The following is a 14180-nucleotide window of genomic DNA, read 5'->3' as shown; positions in this document are numbered from 1 at the left end:
CGCCGAGCGCGGGCCGGTCGGGCAGCGCGGCCTCGGGGGCGTCGCTCCCGGCCGCGGCCGCGCGCTCGACCGCGGCCCGCTCCAGGAGCAGGTCGCGGGCCAGCGACACGAAGGAGGGGTGCGTGCCGGCCGTCGCCGCGCGGGCGGCCGGGAGGCCGAGCTCGGCGGCGGTCGCGAGCGCCTCGGTGTCGAGGTCGTAGATGACCTCCATGTGGTCGGACACGAACCCGATCGGGGCCAGCACGACGCCGGGGACGCCCGCGGCCGACAGCTCGGTGAGGTGGTCGTTCACGTCCGGCTCGAGCCACGGCACCTGCGGCGGGCCGGAGCGCGAGCAGTAGACGAGGTCCCACGCGTGGGTGGTGCCCGTGGTGCGCGCCACCTCGTCGGCGATCACGCCCGCGGCGTCGAGGTGCTGCGTGCGGTAGGCGTCGCCCGTCGGACCGCTGCCGTCGTTCATGCTCGTCGGGATCGAGTGCGTGACGAAGACGATCCGCGCCCCCGCGCGGGCCTCCTCGGGCAGCTCGCGCAGCGCGGCGAGCACCGCCTCCACGTTGGGGCGCACGAAGCCGGGGTGGTTGAAGTAGACCCGGAACCGGTCGAGCACCGGCGGCTCCAGGCCCGCGTCGGCGGCGGCGCGGGCGGCGCCGGCGAGGTTCTCGCGGTACTGCCGGCACGACGAGTACGACGAGTAGGCCGACGTCACGAAGGCCGCGGCCCGCCGTACCCCGTCGCGCGCCATCTGCGTGACGACGTCGTCGAGGTAGGGGTCCCAGTTGCGGTTGCCCCAGTAGACGGGCAGGTCGATGCCGTGGGCCGCCAGGTCCTCGCGGATGGCCGCCAGCAGCGCCCGGTTCTGGTCGTTGATCGGCGAACGACCACCGAACAGGTCGTAGTGGGCGCCGACCTCGACGAGCCGCTCGCGCGGGATGCCGCGCCCGCGGGTGACGTTCTCCAGGAAGGGCACGACGTCGTCCGGACCCTCGGGGCCGCCGAAACCGACCAGGAGGAGGGCGTCGTACGGGCTGACGTCGGGGGCGTCGGTGGGGGGCGGGGACGTGTCGCTCGGCATGGCGCCATCGTAGGGAGGCGGAGGGCACGCGCTGATGCCGGGAGGGACGCCCGGGCGGCCTAGGCTCGGTCGTCGTGCTGACGTCGTACACCCGGATCCTGCGGCTGCCGGGAGCCCTCGCGTTCAGCCTCACGGGGCTGGTCGCCCGCATCCCCATCTCCACCGTCTCGCTCGGCATCGTGCTGCTCGTCTCGGAGCACACGGGCTCGTACGGCGTCGCCGGCGCCGTGTCGGCCGTCTACGTGCTGGCGAACGCCGCGCTCGCGATCGTGCACGGCCGTCTCGCCGACCGGCTGGGGCAGGCCCGGGCCCTCGCGCCGGCCATCGTCGTGTTCGGGATCGCCGGCACGGCGCTGGTCGCCGCGGTCGGGACCGAGGCGCCCCTGTGGACCGCGTACGTCGCGGCCGCCGTGGCCGGGGCCGCCCTGCCCCAGGTCGGCTCGTGCGTGCGGGCCCGCTGGGCCCACGTGCTGCGCGGCGACACCGCGGGCGTGCAGACGGCGTTCGCGCTCGAGGCGGTCGTCGACGAGGCGGTCTTCATCACCGGCCCGATCCTCGTCACGGTGCTGGCCACCGCGTGGGACCCCGCCGCCGGGCTGCTCGTCGCGGTGGCCGCCGGCGTGCTCGGCACCCTGGCGCTGACCGGCCAGCGGGGCACCCAGCCCCCGGTCGAGCGCCGTACGACGATGTCGGCGGCCCGTCCGCGGATGCCGTGGGCGACCATCGCCGCGCTCACCGCGTCGAGCTTCGGCCTCGGAGCCGTCTTCGGCTCGGCCGAGGTGGCCACCGTCGCGTTCGCGGAGGAGCAGGGCGCGAAGGCGTGGGCCGGTGTGCTGCTGGCCGCCTGGGCCCTCGGCAGCCTCGCCGCCGGCGTCGTCGTCGGAGCCGTGCAGTGGCGCGTCGGGCCGCACGCGCGGATGCGCTGGGCCGCGCTCGCCCTCACCGTCGCCATGGCGCCCCTGCTCGTGGTGCCCTCCGTCCTGGTGCTGGGCGTGTGCCTGCTGGTGGCGGGCGCCGCCATCTCCCCCACCCTCATCAGCGCCATGAGCCTGGTGCAGCAGGCGGCGCCGGCCACCCGCGTCACCGAGGCCATGGCCGTGCTCCACACCGGCATGGCCGCGGGCATCGCGCCCGGCGCGGCCCTGGCGGGCGTGTGCATCGACACCTGGGGCGCGCAGGCCGCGTACGCCGTGCCGGTGGTCGCCGGGGTCGTCGCCACCGTCGCCGCCTGGGCGACGCCCGTCCCCGCGACGGTCCCCGAGGCCGGGGCCGCTGCGCCCCTGCCGCGCGACGTGCCGACGCCCTAGGCTCCCGCCCCATGGGCGCTGCGAGCTGGTCGAACTGGGCGGGGACGGCGACCGCCCACCCCGCGACGACGAGCACCCCCCGCGACGTCGGTGACGTCGTCGCGGCCGTGCACCGGGCCCGGTCGCACGGCTCGACCGTCCGGATGGTCGGCACCGGCCACAGCTTCACCGACGTGGCGCTCACCGACGGCGAGCTGCTGCACCCCGAGGGGCTCGTCGGCGTGGTCGACGTCGACCGCGCGGCGATGACCGTGACCGTGCTCGCGGGCACGCCGCTGAAGGTGCTCAACGCCGAGCTCGAGCGCCTCGGCCTCACGTTGCACAACATGGGCGACATCGCCGAGCAGACGGTCGCGGGCGCCGTGTCGACGGGCACCCACGGCAGCGGGGGCACGTGGGCCGGGCTCGGCGCCCAGGTCGTCGGCCTCGAGCTGGTGACCGGCACCGGCGAGGTGGTGGTGGCCACGCCCACCGAGAACGCGGACGTGCTCGACCTCGCGCGCGTCTCCCTCGGCGCCCTCGGGGTCCTCACCCGGGTCACCCTCGCCGTCGAGCCGCTCCTCCTGCTCGAGGCCGTCGAGCAGCCGATGACGTGGGACGAGGCGATCGGCTCGCTCGACGCGCTGCTCGACGAGAACCACCACGTCGACCTGCACTGGTTCCCCCACACCGACCGCCTGCTGACGAAGCGGGACAACCGTCTCGACGCCGACCTCGACGAGGCCCGGCCGCTGGGTCGGGCGCGAGGCTGGGTCGACGACGAGCTGCTCGCGAACACCGTCTTCGGCGGCGTCGTCGCGCTGGGCAACCGCGTCCCCGCGCTCGTGCCCACCCTCAACCGGGTGGCCGCGCGGGCGCTGTCGCCGCGCACGTTCTCCGACGTCCCCCACCGCGTTCTCACGTCGCCGCGCCGGGTGCGCTTCCGCGAGATGGAGTACGCCGTGCCCCGCGCCGCGGGCCCCGCCGTGCTGGCGGAGGTACGGCGCACCATCGCCGCCGCGGACTGGCGCATCGGGTTCCCCGTCGAGATCCGGGCCGCCCGCGCCGACGACGTGCCCCTGTCGACGGCGTACGGGCGGGACTCGCTCTACCTGGCGTTCCACGTGCCCGCGGCGGTCGACCACACGGCGTACTTCGCCGGGGTGGAGCCGGTGCTGCGCGCCCACGACGGGCGCCCGCACTGGGGCAAGCTGCACACGCGGACCGCGGCCGACCTCGCGCCGGCGTACCCGCGGTTCGACGACTTCCTCGCGCTGCGCGAGCGCCTCGACCCCGACCGGGTGCTGGCGAACGCCTACACCCGCCGGGTGCTGGGCGACTGAACCCCGCCGCTCCCCGCGCCCGCGCCCCTCAGGCGGCGGACGGCCCGGCCGGCAGGGGCGCGCGCCAGCCCCGCCACATCGCGAGCAGCCGCCACACCAGGCAGGTCCCGGCGCCGACCACGGCGACCGGCAGCAGCGGCAGTCCGAGCTCGAGCCCCCCAACGGCGACGGCGGCCCCGGCGAGCGCGGGCGTGGCGTAGAGCTCGCCGCGGAAGACGACCGGCACCTGCCCGGCCAGCAGGTCGCGCACCATGCCGCCGCCGATCCCGGTCACCATGCCCAGGAGCGCCGCCGGGAGCGGGCCCAGGCCGTAGTCGAGGGCCTTCACGGCGCCGGCCACGCAGAAGACCGCCAGCCCGAACGCGTCGAAGACGCCGACGGGCCGCTCGAGGCGGCCCAGCGTGGGGTGGAAGCGGAAGGTGACGAGCCCGGCCACCACCGGCACGAGCAGGTAGCGCCAGTCGGCGAGCGCGGCCGGGGGCACGGCGCCGATGAGCACGTCGCGCAGGAACCCGCCGCCCAGGCCCGTCGTGCCCGCGAGCACGAGCACGCCGAAGAGGTCGAGCCGCCCGCGCACGGCGACGAGCGCCCCGGAGATCGCGAACACGAAGATGCCGACGAGGTCGAGCACGACGAGCAGCACGGCACTGTCGAGGTCCCACGATCCCACCGCGGGAGCGTAGCCCCGGCCGGTCGCCCACGCCGGGGCGGTCCCGGGGCGTAGGCTCGGCGGTCACGACGGACCCCGCGGGGCGACCCCACCGCGCGGCGCCGTCGCGGCACGACCGACGACCAGCGACCGCGAGCAGGAGGCAGCCATCCCGATGGTCCACCTGACGCTCACGGGCCTCAGCCAGGACAAGCGTCGCCTGGTGCTGGTCAGCGACGCGGGCGTCGAGTTCACGCTCGACGTCGACGCCCGACTCCGCGCGGCGCTGCGCGGCGACACGGACCGACTCGGCCAGTTGGAGATCACGATGGAATCGACCCTGCGTCCCCGCGACATCCAGGCCCGGATCCGGGCCGGGGCGTCACCGGACGACGTCGCGCAGGCCGCGCAGACGACGGTCGAGCGCATCATGGGCTTCGTCGCGCCGGTCCTCGCCGAGCGTGCCCACGTCGCCGAGCGCGCCCAGGCCTCCTCCCTGCGCCGCCGCGGGGACGGCGCCACCGCCGCCCGCACCCTCGGCGAGGCGGTCGCCGCCCACCTGCGCTCCCGCGCCCTGTCCCCCGACGCCGTGACGTGGGACGCGTGGCGGCGCGACGACGGCCGCTGGACCCTGAGCGGCACCTTCGTCGCCGGCAAGCGGCGCGGCACCGCCACCTTCACGTTCGACCTGCGCGGCAGCTACGTGGTCGCCGACGACGAGGACGCCCGCTGGCTCATCGGCGAGGTGCCCGACGCGCCGAGCGACCCCGTCCGCGACGACCTGCAGCAGGCCCGCCGACGCCGCGCCGCCGGAGCCCGCTCCCGCACCGCGGACGCACTGCTCGACCTGCCGTACGACGACTCCCCCGCCGGGCCCGCCGCCGAGCCGGGTGGGCTCGGCGCCGACGCGCTCGACCTGGCCAACGACGGGGCGGGCGACGGGGCCGGCGACGCCGACCGCGAGGCGACCGTCGACCTGGGCGACCTCGGCGAGCTGCGTGCCGCCGTCACCGGAGCCGCGGCGCCGGAGGACGACCTCGGCCCGTCCGAGGCCGACCACGTCGAGGCCGTCGGGGAGCCCGCGGGCGACCTCGACACCCCGGCGGCCCCGTCCGACGCTGACCGCGCCGACCCGGACCCCACCGACGCGGACCCGACGGACCCGCATCAGGACCAGGGCGAGCAGCCCGCCGAGCCGGAGCCGGCGCCCGCGCCGCGCCGGCCGGCCCGCAAGGCCCGCGGCCGCGCCTCGGTGCCGAGCTGGGACGAGATCATGTTCGGCGGCGGGCGGGGCGAGTAGGCCCCGCACCACCCCTCCGAGCACCCCACGGACGTGACGCAGACCACTACGCTGCGGCCCATGTCCTACTTCGTCACCGGTGCCACCGGGTCATCTCCTCGATCGGGGTGCAGACCCACCCGCCGCGGTTCTCGGCGTACGTCGCCTCCAAGGCCGCGCTCGACGCCTGGAGCACCGTCGTGGCCTCCGAGCTCGTCGGCGAGGGCGTCACGTTCACGAACGTGCACATGCCGCTCGTGCGCACGCCGATGATCGCGCCCACGAAGCTCTACGACCGGTTCCCGACCATCTCGCCGGCGCAGGCCGCCGACCTCGTCGTCACGGCGCTCGTCGAACGTCCCCACGAGGTCAACACCCCGCTCGGCAACGCAGGCGCCGTGGCGCACACGCTCGCTCCGAAGCTGGCGTTCCGGGTGCTCAACATGGCGTACCACGTGTTCCCCGACTCGGCGGCGGCCCGCGGCCCGGCCGCCGGGACGGCGGGCGGGGAGGGCGGCGGCAAGGGCGGGGAGGGCGGCTCGCAGAGCGAGCAGCTCATGCTGGCGCGGGTGTTCCGCGGCGTGCACTGGTGACGTCGGCGCCCGCGGCGAGCCGGTCGCGCACCGCGACGGCGGCCGCACGGCCGGCGCGGTTGGCCCCGATCGTGCTGGCCGAGGGCCCGTAGCCGACGAGCTGCACCCGCGGGTCGGCCACGACGGTGGTGCCGTCGAGCACGATGCCGCCCCCGGGCGCCCGCAGCTGCAGCGGGGCCAGGTGGCCCGTGTCCGGCCGGAACCCGGTCGCCCACACCACCACGTCGAACGCGCGGTGGCTGCCGTCGGCCCAGACGGCCCCGTCCGGCACGAAGCGCTGCGGCATCGGGAGGCGCGCGTACGCGCCGAGGGCCACCGCCCGCTGCTCCTGCGGGCGCAGGTGCAGCCCGGTGACGCTCACGACGCTGCGGGGCGGCAGCCCGCGCCGTACCCGCTCCTCGACGAGCGCGACCGCGGCGCGACCGTCGAACGGCTCCACCTCGCCGTCGCGCCACAGCGGCGGGCGCCGCGTGGCCCACAGGGTCCGCGAGGTGCCCGCGACCTCCCCGAGCAGCTGCACCGCCGAGGCCCCGCCCCCCACGACGAGGACCGTGCGGCCGGCGAGGTCCGCGGGCCCGTCGTACGCCGACGAGTGCAGCGTGCGACCGGCGAAGGTCTCGATCCCGGCGACGTGCGGCACGAAGGGCCGGCGCCACGTGCCGGTGGCGCTGACCAGGGTGCGGGTGGGCCAGGCGCGCCCGTCGCGGGCCCGGACCAGCAGCGTCCCGTCCGGCTCCGGGTCCACCCGGGTGACGTCGACGGGCCGCTCGACGGGCAGCGCGAAGCGGGCCTCGTGCTCCGCGAAGTACGCCGGCACGACCTCCCGGGCGGGTGCGTGCGGGTCGCCGTCGGGCAGCGGGAGGCCCGGCAGCGCGGCGACGCCGTGCACGTCGGCCATCGTCAGCGAGTGGGCCCGGTGCTGCCACGCGCCGCCCGGCGCGGCGTACGCGTCGAGGACGACGTGCTCCACGCCCAGCCGGCGCAGGTGGAACGACGCCGACAGCCCGGCCTGCCCGGCACCGACGACCACCGCGTCGTGGAGGCTGCGCGTCGTGCTCACACCCGGAGAACGCGGACCGGGGTCCATTTGTGCCCGGGCACGCCGGTTGACCGCCTCACTCCCCGAACGGCAGCGGCTCGGACACGAGCGAGACGGCCTTGGCACGGGCGGCCGTGAGCCGGCGGCGGTGGTGCTGGCGGCACAGCACCTCGTAGGCCACCTCGGCGGGCGGCTGTCCGGTCTGGTCGACGTCGCCGACGACGACCTGGTCGCCCTCCGTCACCATGACGCCGTCCTCGGTCCGCGCGTTGTGCGTCGCCCGCTGGCCGCACCAGCACAGGGCCTCGACCTGGAGCACCTGCATGCGGTCCGCCAGCTCGACCAGCCGGGCCGAGCCCGGGAAGAGCCGGGTGCGGAAGTCGGTGAGGATGCCGAAGCAGAACACGTCGATCTGCAGCTCGTCGACGACCTTGGCGAGCTGCTCGATCTGCTCCGCCGAGTAGAACTGGGCCTCGTCGCAGATGAGGTAGTCGATGCGCCTGCCCCGGGTCAGCTCCCCGACCACGTAGCGCCAGAAGTCGAAGTCGTCGGCCACCTCGGCGGCGTCGTGGAAGAGCCCGAGCCGTGAGGAGATGGTCGCCGAGCCGGCGCGGTCGTGGCTCGTGAAGATGTGCCCCACCCGCCCCCGCGTCGCGTGGTTGTGGTTGGTCTGCAGGGCGAGCGTGCTCTTCCCCGAGTCCATGGTCCCGGTGAAGAAGTGCAGTTCAGCCACGAGGGAACATCCTAGGCCCGGGGAGCCGACCGTTCAGCCCGCGTTCAGCGGAGGTGCGGCACGATGACGCCCATGCGCGTGCTGGTGGTCGACGACGAGCGCCGCCTGGCGCGGTCCCTGGAGCTGGGTCTCGAGGCCGAGGGCATGGCGGTCGACGTCGCGCACGACGGCACCGACGGCCTGTGGATGGCTCGGGAGAACACGTACGACGCGATCGTCCTCGACCTCATGCTGCCGGGCATCAACGGCTACCGCGTGTGCGCGACGCTGCGCGCGGAGGAGAACTGGACGCCGGTGCTCATGCTCACCGCCAAGGACGGCGAGTGGGACCAGGTCGAGGGCCTCGACACCGGCGCCGACGACTACCTCACCAAGCCGTTCTCGTTCCCCGTCCTCGTGGCCCGGCTGCGGGCCGTCGCCCGGCGCGGCGCGCGCGAGCGGCCCACGGTGCTCGAGGCCGGGGACCTGCGGCTCGACCCCGCGGCGCGGCGGGCCTGGCGCGGCGACGTCGAGCTGTCGCTCACCTCCCGCGAGCTGTCGCTGCTCGCCTTCCTGCTGCGCCACAAGGGAGACGTCGTCTCCAAGCGGCGGGTGCTCGACTCGGTGTGGGACGACGACTTCGACGGCGACCCCAACATCGTCGAGGTCTACGTGCGGCACCTGCGCAACAAGCTCGACCGGCCCTTCGACCGCGCCGCCATCCAGACCGTGCGGGGCGCCGGCTACCGCCTCTCCAGCGACGGCGGCTGAGCCGTGTCCGCTCCCGCGACGCCCCCACCCGCCGTCCCCCCGGTACGGCGGCGCGCCGGCGTCCGCGCCCGCACCACGGCCGCCGCCACGCTCGTCGTGGCCCTCGCCTTCGCCGTCGGCGCGGTCGCGCTCGTGCTCGCCCTCGGTGCCTCGCTGCGCGGCGCGGCCGGCGACACCGCCGAGAACCGCGCCGAGGAGCTGGCTGCCGCTCTGGAGCAGGGCGGCGTCGCGGCGCTGCCGTCCGACGACCCCGACGGCGGCGACGACGAGCAGGACGTCGACGACATCGCCTGGCAGGTGACGCGCGGCAGCACGCTCGTGGCGTCGTCGGGCACGGGCGGCCTCACCCTGCCCCGCGCCGACGGCACCACCCGGCTCGACGGCGACCGGTACGTCGTGCGCACCGACGACGTGGAGGTGGGCACCGGCGACGACGAGCAGGAGCACGTCGTGGCCGTCGCCGTGACGCTCGAGGACGCCGAGGACTCCGTCGCCGCGCTCTGGCCGCTGCTCGCCACCGGGATCCCCGTGGCCGTGCTGCTGGTGGGCGTCACCACGTGGCTCGTCACCGGGCGCGCCCTGCGCCCCGTGGAGCGGATCCGCGCGGAGGTCGCGACGATCGGCTCCGGGGCCCTCGAGCGCCGCGTCCCCGTCCCCCCGTCGGGCGACGAGGTCGCGCGCCTGGCCACCACGATGAACGCGATGCTCGAGCGGCTCGAGACGGCCGCGCACCGCCAGCGCGCCTTCGTCTCCGACACCTCCCACGAGCTGCGCTCGCCGCTCGCGAGCCTGCGCCAGACCGCGGAGGTCGCCCGCGCCCACCCGGGCGCGCTCGACGAGGGCGAGCTCGTGACGGCGGTGCTCGAGGAGACCACCCGCCTGCAGCACCTCGTGGAGCAGATGCTCGTGCTCACCCGCACCGAGGAGGGGGCGGCGACGCGTCGGCGTACCGAGGTCGACCTCGACGACCTGCTCCTGACCGAGGTCGCGCGCCTGCGCCGCAACCGTCCCGACCTCCGGGTCGACGGCGCGGGCGTGACGCCGCTGCGCACCACCGGCGACGGACCCGCCCTGGGCCAGGTCGTGCGCAACCTCGTCGACAACGCGGCGCGCCACGCGACCGGGACGGTCGCCTTGTCTGTGGCTTCGTTCGCTTGGTGGCGGGGTTTTTGCAGCGCTCCGTGGCGGTCTTGTTGCCGCGATCACGCAGGGCTGGCTGCAGGTAGGTGTCGCGGTCTGAACCGAGAGGGGTGCGCCCGGTCGGGGCCGTTTGGATCGCTGCCGCTACATCAGAGTCCGAAGGCTCCGCCGCTGACGAGGATCACGATGCCGAGGCCGATGAGAACGATGGGGAAGAGGATGTGCTCCCAGCGTTCGAGCACTTCGGCGATCGGGGGGCGGGTGGCGACGAACTTTGCCAGGGCCACCAGGACCGCGACGAGCGCGAGGAAGACGATGCAGTAGGCGACTACTGCGAGAGGTTCCACGCTGAGGAAGACAGGGGTGTAGACGCCGATGTTGTCGCCGCCGTTGGCAAGGGTGACGCCTGCGACTGTCCACACGCCGACCTTCTTGCCGGCAACCTTGGCCTCGTCGTCATCGTCGTCATCGTCTCCGCGCCAGGCCTGCCATGCGGCCCAGAGGCCGAGGCCCAGAGGGATGAGACCGAAGTACGGGATGGCTGCCGAGGGCAGGAATGCTCCGGCACCGATGGTCACCAGGACCGCGGCACCGAGGATGCCGGCGAATCCGAGGTACTGGCCGGCCAGAATGCGGGCGGTAGTGCCGCGCTGGCCTGCCCCTCGCGCGAAGAAGAGGGAGAGCACGATGATGTCGTCGATGTTGGTCGCTGCGAACAGGCCCATCGCCTGCAAGACCGAGGTGAGGATCATGCGCCCTCCCCAGCTGCGTCGCATCCGGGAAGCGAGCAGGCGGGATCGATGCACGGGGCGTCTTCGTCCACTGCCAGGGTGGCATCGACCAGTGCCGTCAGCGCCTGCGCCAGGTGCGAATCGGCGATCTCATATCGTGTCCGACGACCCTCGGTCTCGGAGACGACGATCCCGCAATCGCGCAGGCATGCCAGGTGGTTGGACACGTTCGGGCGTGTCAGGTCCAGATCTCGGGCCAGTTCCGCCGGGTAAGCGGGATGGTCGAGCAGGGTCAAGATGATCCGGGATCGAGTGGGGTCGGCCAGTGCACGACCCAGGCGGTTCATCACGTCGAGACGCGAAGCAATAGTCAGCATGGACTGAACTATACAGCGCGCACTGAACACTCGGTCACAGGCGTCAGCCCAGATCGCATGCCCGTAAGGGGAACCCTCACCGGACACCACCGCTACTTATCGAGAGGAACGACGGCACGCCTGGCGGGCTGTCCCGTAAGACCCGTCCGGTGAACTGTCCGGTGAAGGGAGGCTATATGACACACTGGGGAGCATGTCCCCCTTGAAGGTCGGCTATGCCCGAGTCTCCACCGACGAGCAGGACCTGACCGCGCAGCGTGACGGACTCGCGGCGTTCGGCGTCGATCCCAAGCGCATCTACGTCGATCACGGGCTCACGGGCCGCAACGCCGACCGTGAGGGCCTGCGGCAGGCGCTGGCTGCCTGTCGGGACGGCGATACATTCGTGGTCACCAAGCTCGATCGGCTGGCGCGTTCAGTCCGTGATGCCCACCAGATCGCCGACGACCTCGCGGCGCGGGAAGTGAAGCTGAGCATCGCCGGATCGGTGTACGACCCGACCGACCCGATGGGGAAACTGTTGTTCAACGTGCTGGCGATGGTCGCCGAATTCGAAGCCGACCTCATCCGTGCCCGCACCCGCGAGGGGATGAAGGTCGCCAAGGCCAAGGGCCGGCTGCGCGGGAAGTCACCGAAACTCACCCCCCGGCAAGAAGCTCACCTCGTCCAGCTACATGCCGCCGACGAGCACACCGTGGGCGAGCTGGCCGAGCTGTTCAGCGTGGGCCGCTCCACGGTCTACCGCGCCCTTCAGCGCGCCGAGCGCGGGCGCGAGAACGCCTTGCAGTAGGTGCGTCGTGGACGCTCGAGCGCGGTGGCGAATCCTCAGGCTCCACGTCGAGGACCAGGTGCCCCTCGCGCGCTTAGCTCGCGAGACCGATGTAGGGCTGCGGACCCTGGAGCGCTGGCACGCCCGCTACCGCGCCGACGGCTACGCCGGACTGGAGACAGCCTCGCGAGCGGACACCGGCTCCCGCCGCCTTCCGCCCGACCTCGTCCACCTGATCGAGGGCCTGGCACTGAGCAAGCCGCGGCCGGCCATCGCCACCATCCACCGCAAAGTCACCGGCATCTGCGCCGCCCGGAAGTGGCCGGTCCCCTCCTACTCGGTGGTGTGGGACATCGTGCGGACCCTGGATCCCGGCATGGTCACCCTCGCCCTGGAGGGCGCAGCGTCCTACCGCGACAAGCACGAGCTGGTGCTCCGCCGGCAAGCAGAGCTGCCCAACGCGATGTGGCAATCCGATCACACCATGCTCGACATCCTGGTGGTGGGCACCGACGGCAAGCCCGCACGGCCATGGCTGACAACGATCCTCGACGACTGCTCCCGGGCGGTCTGCGGCTACACAGCCTTCCTGGGCGCACCGTCGGCGATGAACACCGCCCTGGCGCTGCGCCAAGCGATCTGGCACAAGACCGACCCGGCCTGGCCGATGTGCGGCCTGCCCGACGTGCTCTACGTCGACCACGGCAGCGACTTCACCAGTGACCAGCTCGCCCACACCGCCGTCGACCTCCACATCCGACTGATCCACTCCACCGTCGCCCGACCCCAGGGCCGCGGCAAGATCGAGCGGTTCTTCGGCACCATCAACACCGAGCTACTCGCCACCCTGCCCGGACACATCACCGAAGGGCACCCCTGGCCGACACCGAAACTGTCCCTGGCCGAACTCGATAGCGCCCTGGAGGCGTTCGTGGCCACCTACAACGACCGCACGCACAGCGAGCTCGGAACCTCCCCGCGCAGCGCGTGGATCGCCGATGGCTGGCTGCCCCGAATGCCCGAGAGCCTGGAAGACCTCGACGGACTGCTGTTGACCGTCGCCAAGACCCGCGTCGTGCGCCGCGATGGCATCCGCTTCCAGGGCCTGCGCTACGTCTCGCCAACTCTGGCCGGCTACGTCGGACGCTCGGTCGTGATCCGCTACGACCCCCGCGACATCACCGAGATCCGCGTCTTCGATCACGACGAATTCGTCTGCAAGGCCGTCAACCAAGAGCACCACGACCAGAAGGTCAGCCTCAAGGAGATCCAGGCCGCGCGCAACGCCCGCCGCCGGGCGCTGCGAGCCGGCATCAACGAACGCATCGCCCTCGTGGCCGCACCTACCGAGACGCCACGGATCACCGAAGCACCGGCTCCGGCGCCGAGGTCGGCGTTGAAGATCTACAAGGAGGACCTCAGGTGAGCCAGCGCTTCATCGTCACCAAGGAGCACCGCCGCTTCACCGAGTTCGCCGACGCCGTGCGCCGCGGGCACACCATCGGTTTGTGCTTCGGATCAGCCGGCGTAGGAAAGACACTCTCCGCGCGCCGCTACGCACACTACGAGAAGGCTCATGACCTGCTGACCTACTGGGGGCCGCGCTCCGACAACGACGCCAAGATCTACGCCGCCTTGAACCGGAGCCGCACCGTGCTCTACACCCCCAGCGTGCTGACCACCCCGCGGACCCTGAAGGACGAGCTGACCCAAGCCATCACCCGCACCAACATGTGCATCGAGCAGCACCTCGTACCTCCCGGCACGGCCACTCCCGAGGCCTGGGGATGGCGACACGGCAGGAACTACGTGGAGCTGATCATCGTCGACGAGGCCGAACGACTGCGTCCCGCCGCGCTGGAACTGCTGCGCGATCGCTACGACCGCGACGACATCGCCCTGATCCTGATCGGCATGCCCGGCCTGGAGAAGCAGTTCAGCCACTACCCCCAGTTCTACAGCCGAGTCGGCTTCGCCCACCAGTACCGGCCCCTGGGACAAGACGAACTGCTGTTCGTCCTCGACCGACACTGGCGATCCCTCGGCAAGACCCTCGACCCCGACGACTTCACCGACGCCCAAGCCATCGCAGCCATCGCACGGATCACCCGCGGCAACTTCCGGCTCCTCGAACGCCTCTTCCCCCAGATCCAGCGGGTCCTGAAGATCAACGAACTCGACACCATCACCAACGACGTCATCGAAGCCGCACAGAGCACCCTGGTCATCGGTGCCACCTGACCCCGCCACGAAGCGACCGAAGAACCCCGCCATTCAGCAGACGAAGTCACAGGCGGGGCGGGTCAGAAACGTTGTTCCGTCGTCCGTCGGTTTTGAGCCGGTTTGATTCAGGACTCGGGTTTCGAACCTGCGCTCGCAGGCGTGCCCCCGGACAGCGTCTTCGGTGGGCGATCGTGCG

General features: G+C 73.3%; 14 protein-coding genes and 1 pseudogene. 9 read left to right on the top strand and 6 right to left on the bottom strand.

Annotated elements, in window-relative coordinates; all coding sequences use genetic code 11:
- Positions 1-1072: ferrochelatase (locus KK617_RS17320; RefSeq protein ID WP_277501414.1), on the bottom strand; the 1072-nt coding region annotated here is incomplete at its 3' end.
- Between the two features lie 74 nt (positions 1073-1146).
- Between KK617_RS17320 and KK617_RS17315 the strand changes: the two genes are divergently transcribed.
- Complete coding sequence (locus KK617_RS17315; RefSeq protein WP_277501413.1) at positions 1147-2379, top strand: MFS transporter; 1233 nt, start codon at positions 1147-1149, stop codon at positions 2377-2379.
- Between the two features lie 11 nt (positions 2380-2390).
- On the top strand, positions 2391-3701 hold the full coding sequence (locus KK617_RS17310) for a D-arabinono-1,4-lactone oxidase (RefSeq protein WP_277501412.1): 1311 nt from the start codon (positions 2391-2393) through the stop codon (positions 3699-3701).
- A gap of 28 nt (positions 3702-3729) precedes the next feature.
- On the opposite strand, the gene KK617_RS17305 is transcribed toward KK617_RS17310, so the two are convergent.
- Entirely contained in the window at positions 3730-4371 is a 642-nt protein-coding gene (locus tag KK617_RS17305) for a trimeric intracellular cation channel family protein (protein ID WP_277501411.1), read from the bottom strand.
- A 154-nt stretch (positions 4372-4525) separates the two neighbouring features.
- Between KK617_RS17305 and sepH the strand changes: the two genes are divergently transcribed.
- Together sepH and KK617_RS17295 are read left to right on the top strand one after the other, a co-directional pair.
- Positions 4526-5650, top strand: a complete 1125-nt coding sequence (gene sepH / locus KK617_RS17300) for a septation protein SepH (protein ID WP_277501410.1) — start codon at positions 4526-4528, stop codon at positions 5648-5650.
- Complete coding sequence (locus KK617_RS17295) at positions 5611-6222, top strand: SDR family NAD(P)-dependent oxidoreductase (RefSeq protein WP_346813448.1); 612 nt, start codon at positions 5611-5613, stop codon at positions 6220-6222. The genes sepH and KK617_RS17295 overlap by 40 nt, the downstream gene beginning before the upstream one ends.
- Here the strand turns inward: KK617_RS17295 and KK617_RS17290 are convergent.
- Together KK617_RS17290 and KK617_RS17285 are read right to left on the bottom strand one after the other, a co-directional pair.
- Positions 6185-7282 (bottom strand): FAD-dependent oxidoreductase, encoded by a 1098-nt coding sequence (locus KK617_RS17290; RefSeq protein WP_277501409.1) that lies wholly within the window; start codon positions 7280-7282, stop codon positions 6185-6187. The two genes, KK617_RS17295 and KK617_RS17290, sit on opposite strands and share 38 nt — an antisense overlap.
- A gap of 55 nt (positions 7283-7337) precedes the next feature.
- A complete protein-coding gene (locus KK617_RS17285) occupies positions 7338-7994 on the bottom strand; it encodes a thymidine kinase (protein WP_277501408.1) in 657 nt (218 codons plus the stop codon).
- Between the two features lie 72 nt (positions 7995-8066).
- Here KK617_RS17285 and KK617_RS17280 point away from each other — a divergent pair, with 72 nt between their 5' ends.
- Both KK617_RS17280 and KK617_RS18700 read left to right on the top strand, forming a co-directional pair.
- Positions 8067-8744 carry a response regulator transcription factor gene (locus KK617_RS17280; protein WP_277501415.1) on the top strand — a complete coding sequence of 226 codons (678 nt, stop codon included), beginning with the start codon at positions 8067-8069 and terminating at the stop codon, positions 8742-8744.
- Positions 8745-8747: 3 nt separating this feature from the next.
- A pseudogene (locus tag KK617_RS18700) lies at positions 8748-9662 on the top strand (HAMP domain-containing protein); the annotation flags it as partial.
- A gap of 371 nt (positions 9663-10033) precedes the next feature.
- On the opposite strand, the gene KK617_RS17270 reads toward KK617_RS18700, so the two are convergent.
- A complete protein-coding gene (locus tag KK617_RS17270; protein WP_016997609.1) occupies positions 10034-10636 on the bottom strand; it encodes a cadmium resistance transporter in 603 nt (200 codons plus the stop codon).
- Complete coding sequence (locus tag KK617_RS17265; RefSeq protein ID WP_277501402.1) at positions 10633-10992, bottom strand: metalloregulator ArsR/SmtB family transcription factor; 360 nt, start codon at positions 10990-10992, stop codon at positions 10633-10635. Before KK617_RS17265 ends, KK617_RS17270 begins: the two co-directional genes overlap by 4 nt.
- Positions 10993-11185: 193 nt before the next feature.
- On the opposite strand from KK617_RS17265, the gene KK617_RS17260 reads away from it, so the two are divergent.
- Genes KK617_RS17260 through KK617_RS17250 form a run of 3 tightly spaced genes read left to right on the top strand, consistent with a single transcriptional unit; the run spans position 11186 to position 14002 of the window.
- On the top strand, positions 11186-11782 hold the full coding sequence (locus tag KK617_RS17260) for a recombinase family protein (RefSeq protein WP_010534181.1): 597 nt from the start codon (positions 11186-11188) through the stop codon (positions 11780-11782).
- A gap of 7 nt (positions 11783-11789) precedes the next feature.
- Positions 11790-13187 (top strand): Mu transposase C-terminal domain-containing protein, encoded by a 1398-nt coding sequence (locus KK617_RS17255; RefSeq protein ID WP_168916591.1) that lies wholly within the window; start codon positions 11790-11792, stop codon positions 13185-13187.
- Positions 13184-14002, top strand: a complete 819-nt coding sequence (locus KK617_RS17250; RefSeq protein ID WP_277501396.1) for an AAA family ATPase — start codon at positions 13184-13186, stop codon at positions 14000-14002. The genes KK617_RS17255 and KK617_RS17250 overlap by 4 nt, the downstream gene beginning before the upstream one ends.
- Positions 14003-14180: the final 178 nt, after the last annotated feature.

Origin of the sequence: Nocardioides sp. ChNu-99 (assembly GCF_029493445.1) — a bacterium.
Lineage (GTDB): Bacteria > Actinomycetota > Actinomycetes > Propionibacteriales > Nocardioidaceae > Nocardioides.
The sequence above is the reverse complement of the archived record's forward strand: the minus strand, read 5'-3'. Positions and strand labels throughout refer to the sequence as shown.

Coding starts and splice junctions, on each gene's coding strand:
- KK617_RS17310 (WP_277501412.1), top strand. CDS start 2,391: ATGGGCGCTGCGAGCTGGTCGAACTGGGCGGGGACGGCGACCGCCCAC.
- sepH (WP_277501410.1), top strand. CDS start 4,526: ATGGTCCACCTGACGCTCACGGGCCTCAGCCAGGACAAGCGTCGCCTG.
- KK617_RS17280 (WP_277501415.1), top strand. CDS start 8,067: ATGCGCGTGCTGGTGGTCGACGACGAGCGCCGCCTGGCGCGGTCCCTG.
- KK617_RS17270 (WP_016997609.1), bottom strand. CDS start 10,636: ATGATCCTCACCTCGGTCTTGCAGGCGATGGGCCTGTTCGCAGCGACC.
- KK617_RS17265 (WP_277501402.1), bottom strand. CDS start 10,992: ATGCTGACTATTGCTTCGCGTCTCGACGTGATGAACCGCCTGGGTCGT.
- KK617_RS17260 (WP_010534181.1), top strand. CDS start 11,186: ATGTCCCCCTTGAAGGTCGGCTATGCCCGAGTCTCCACCGACGAGCAG.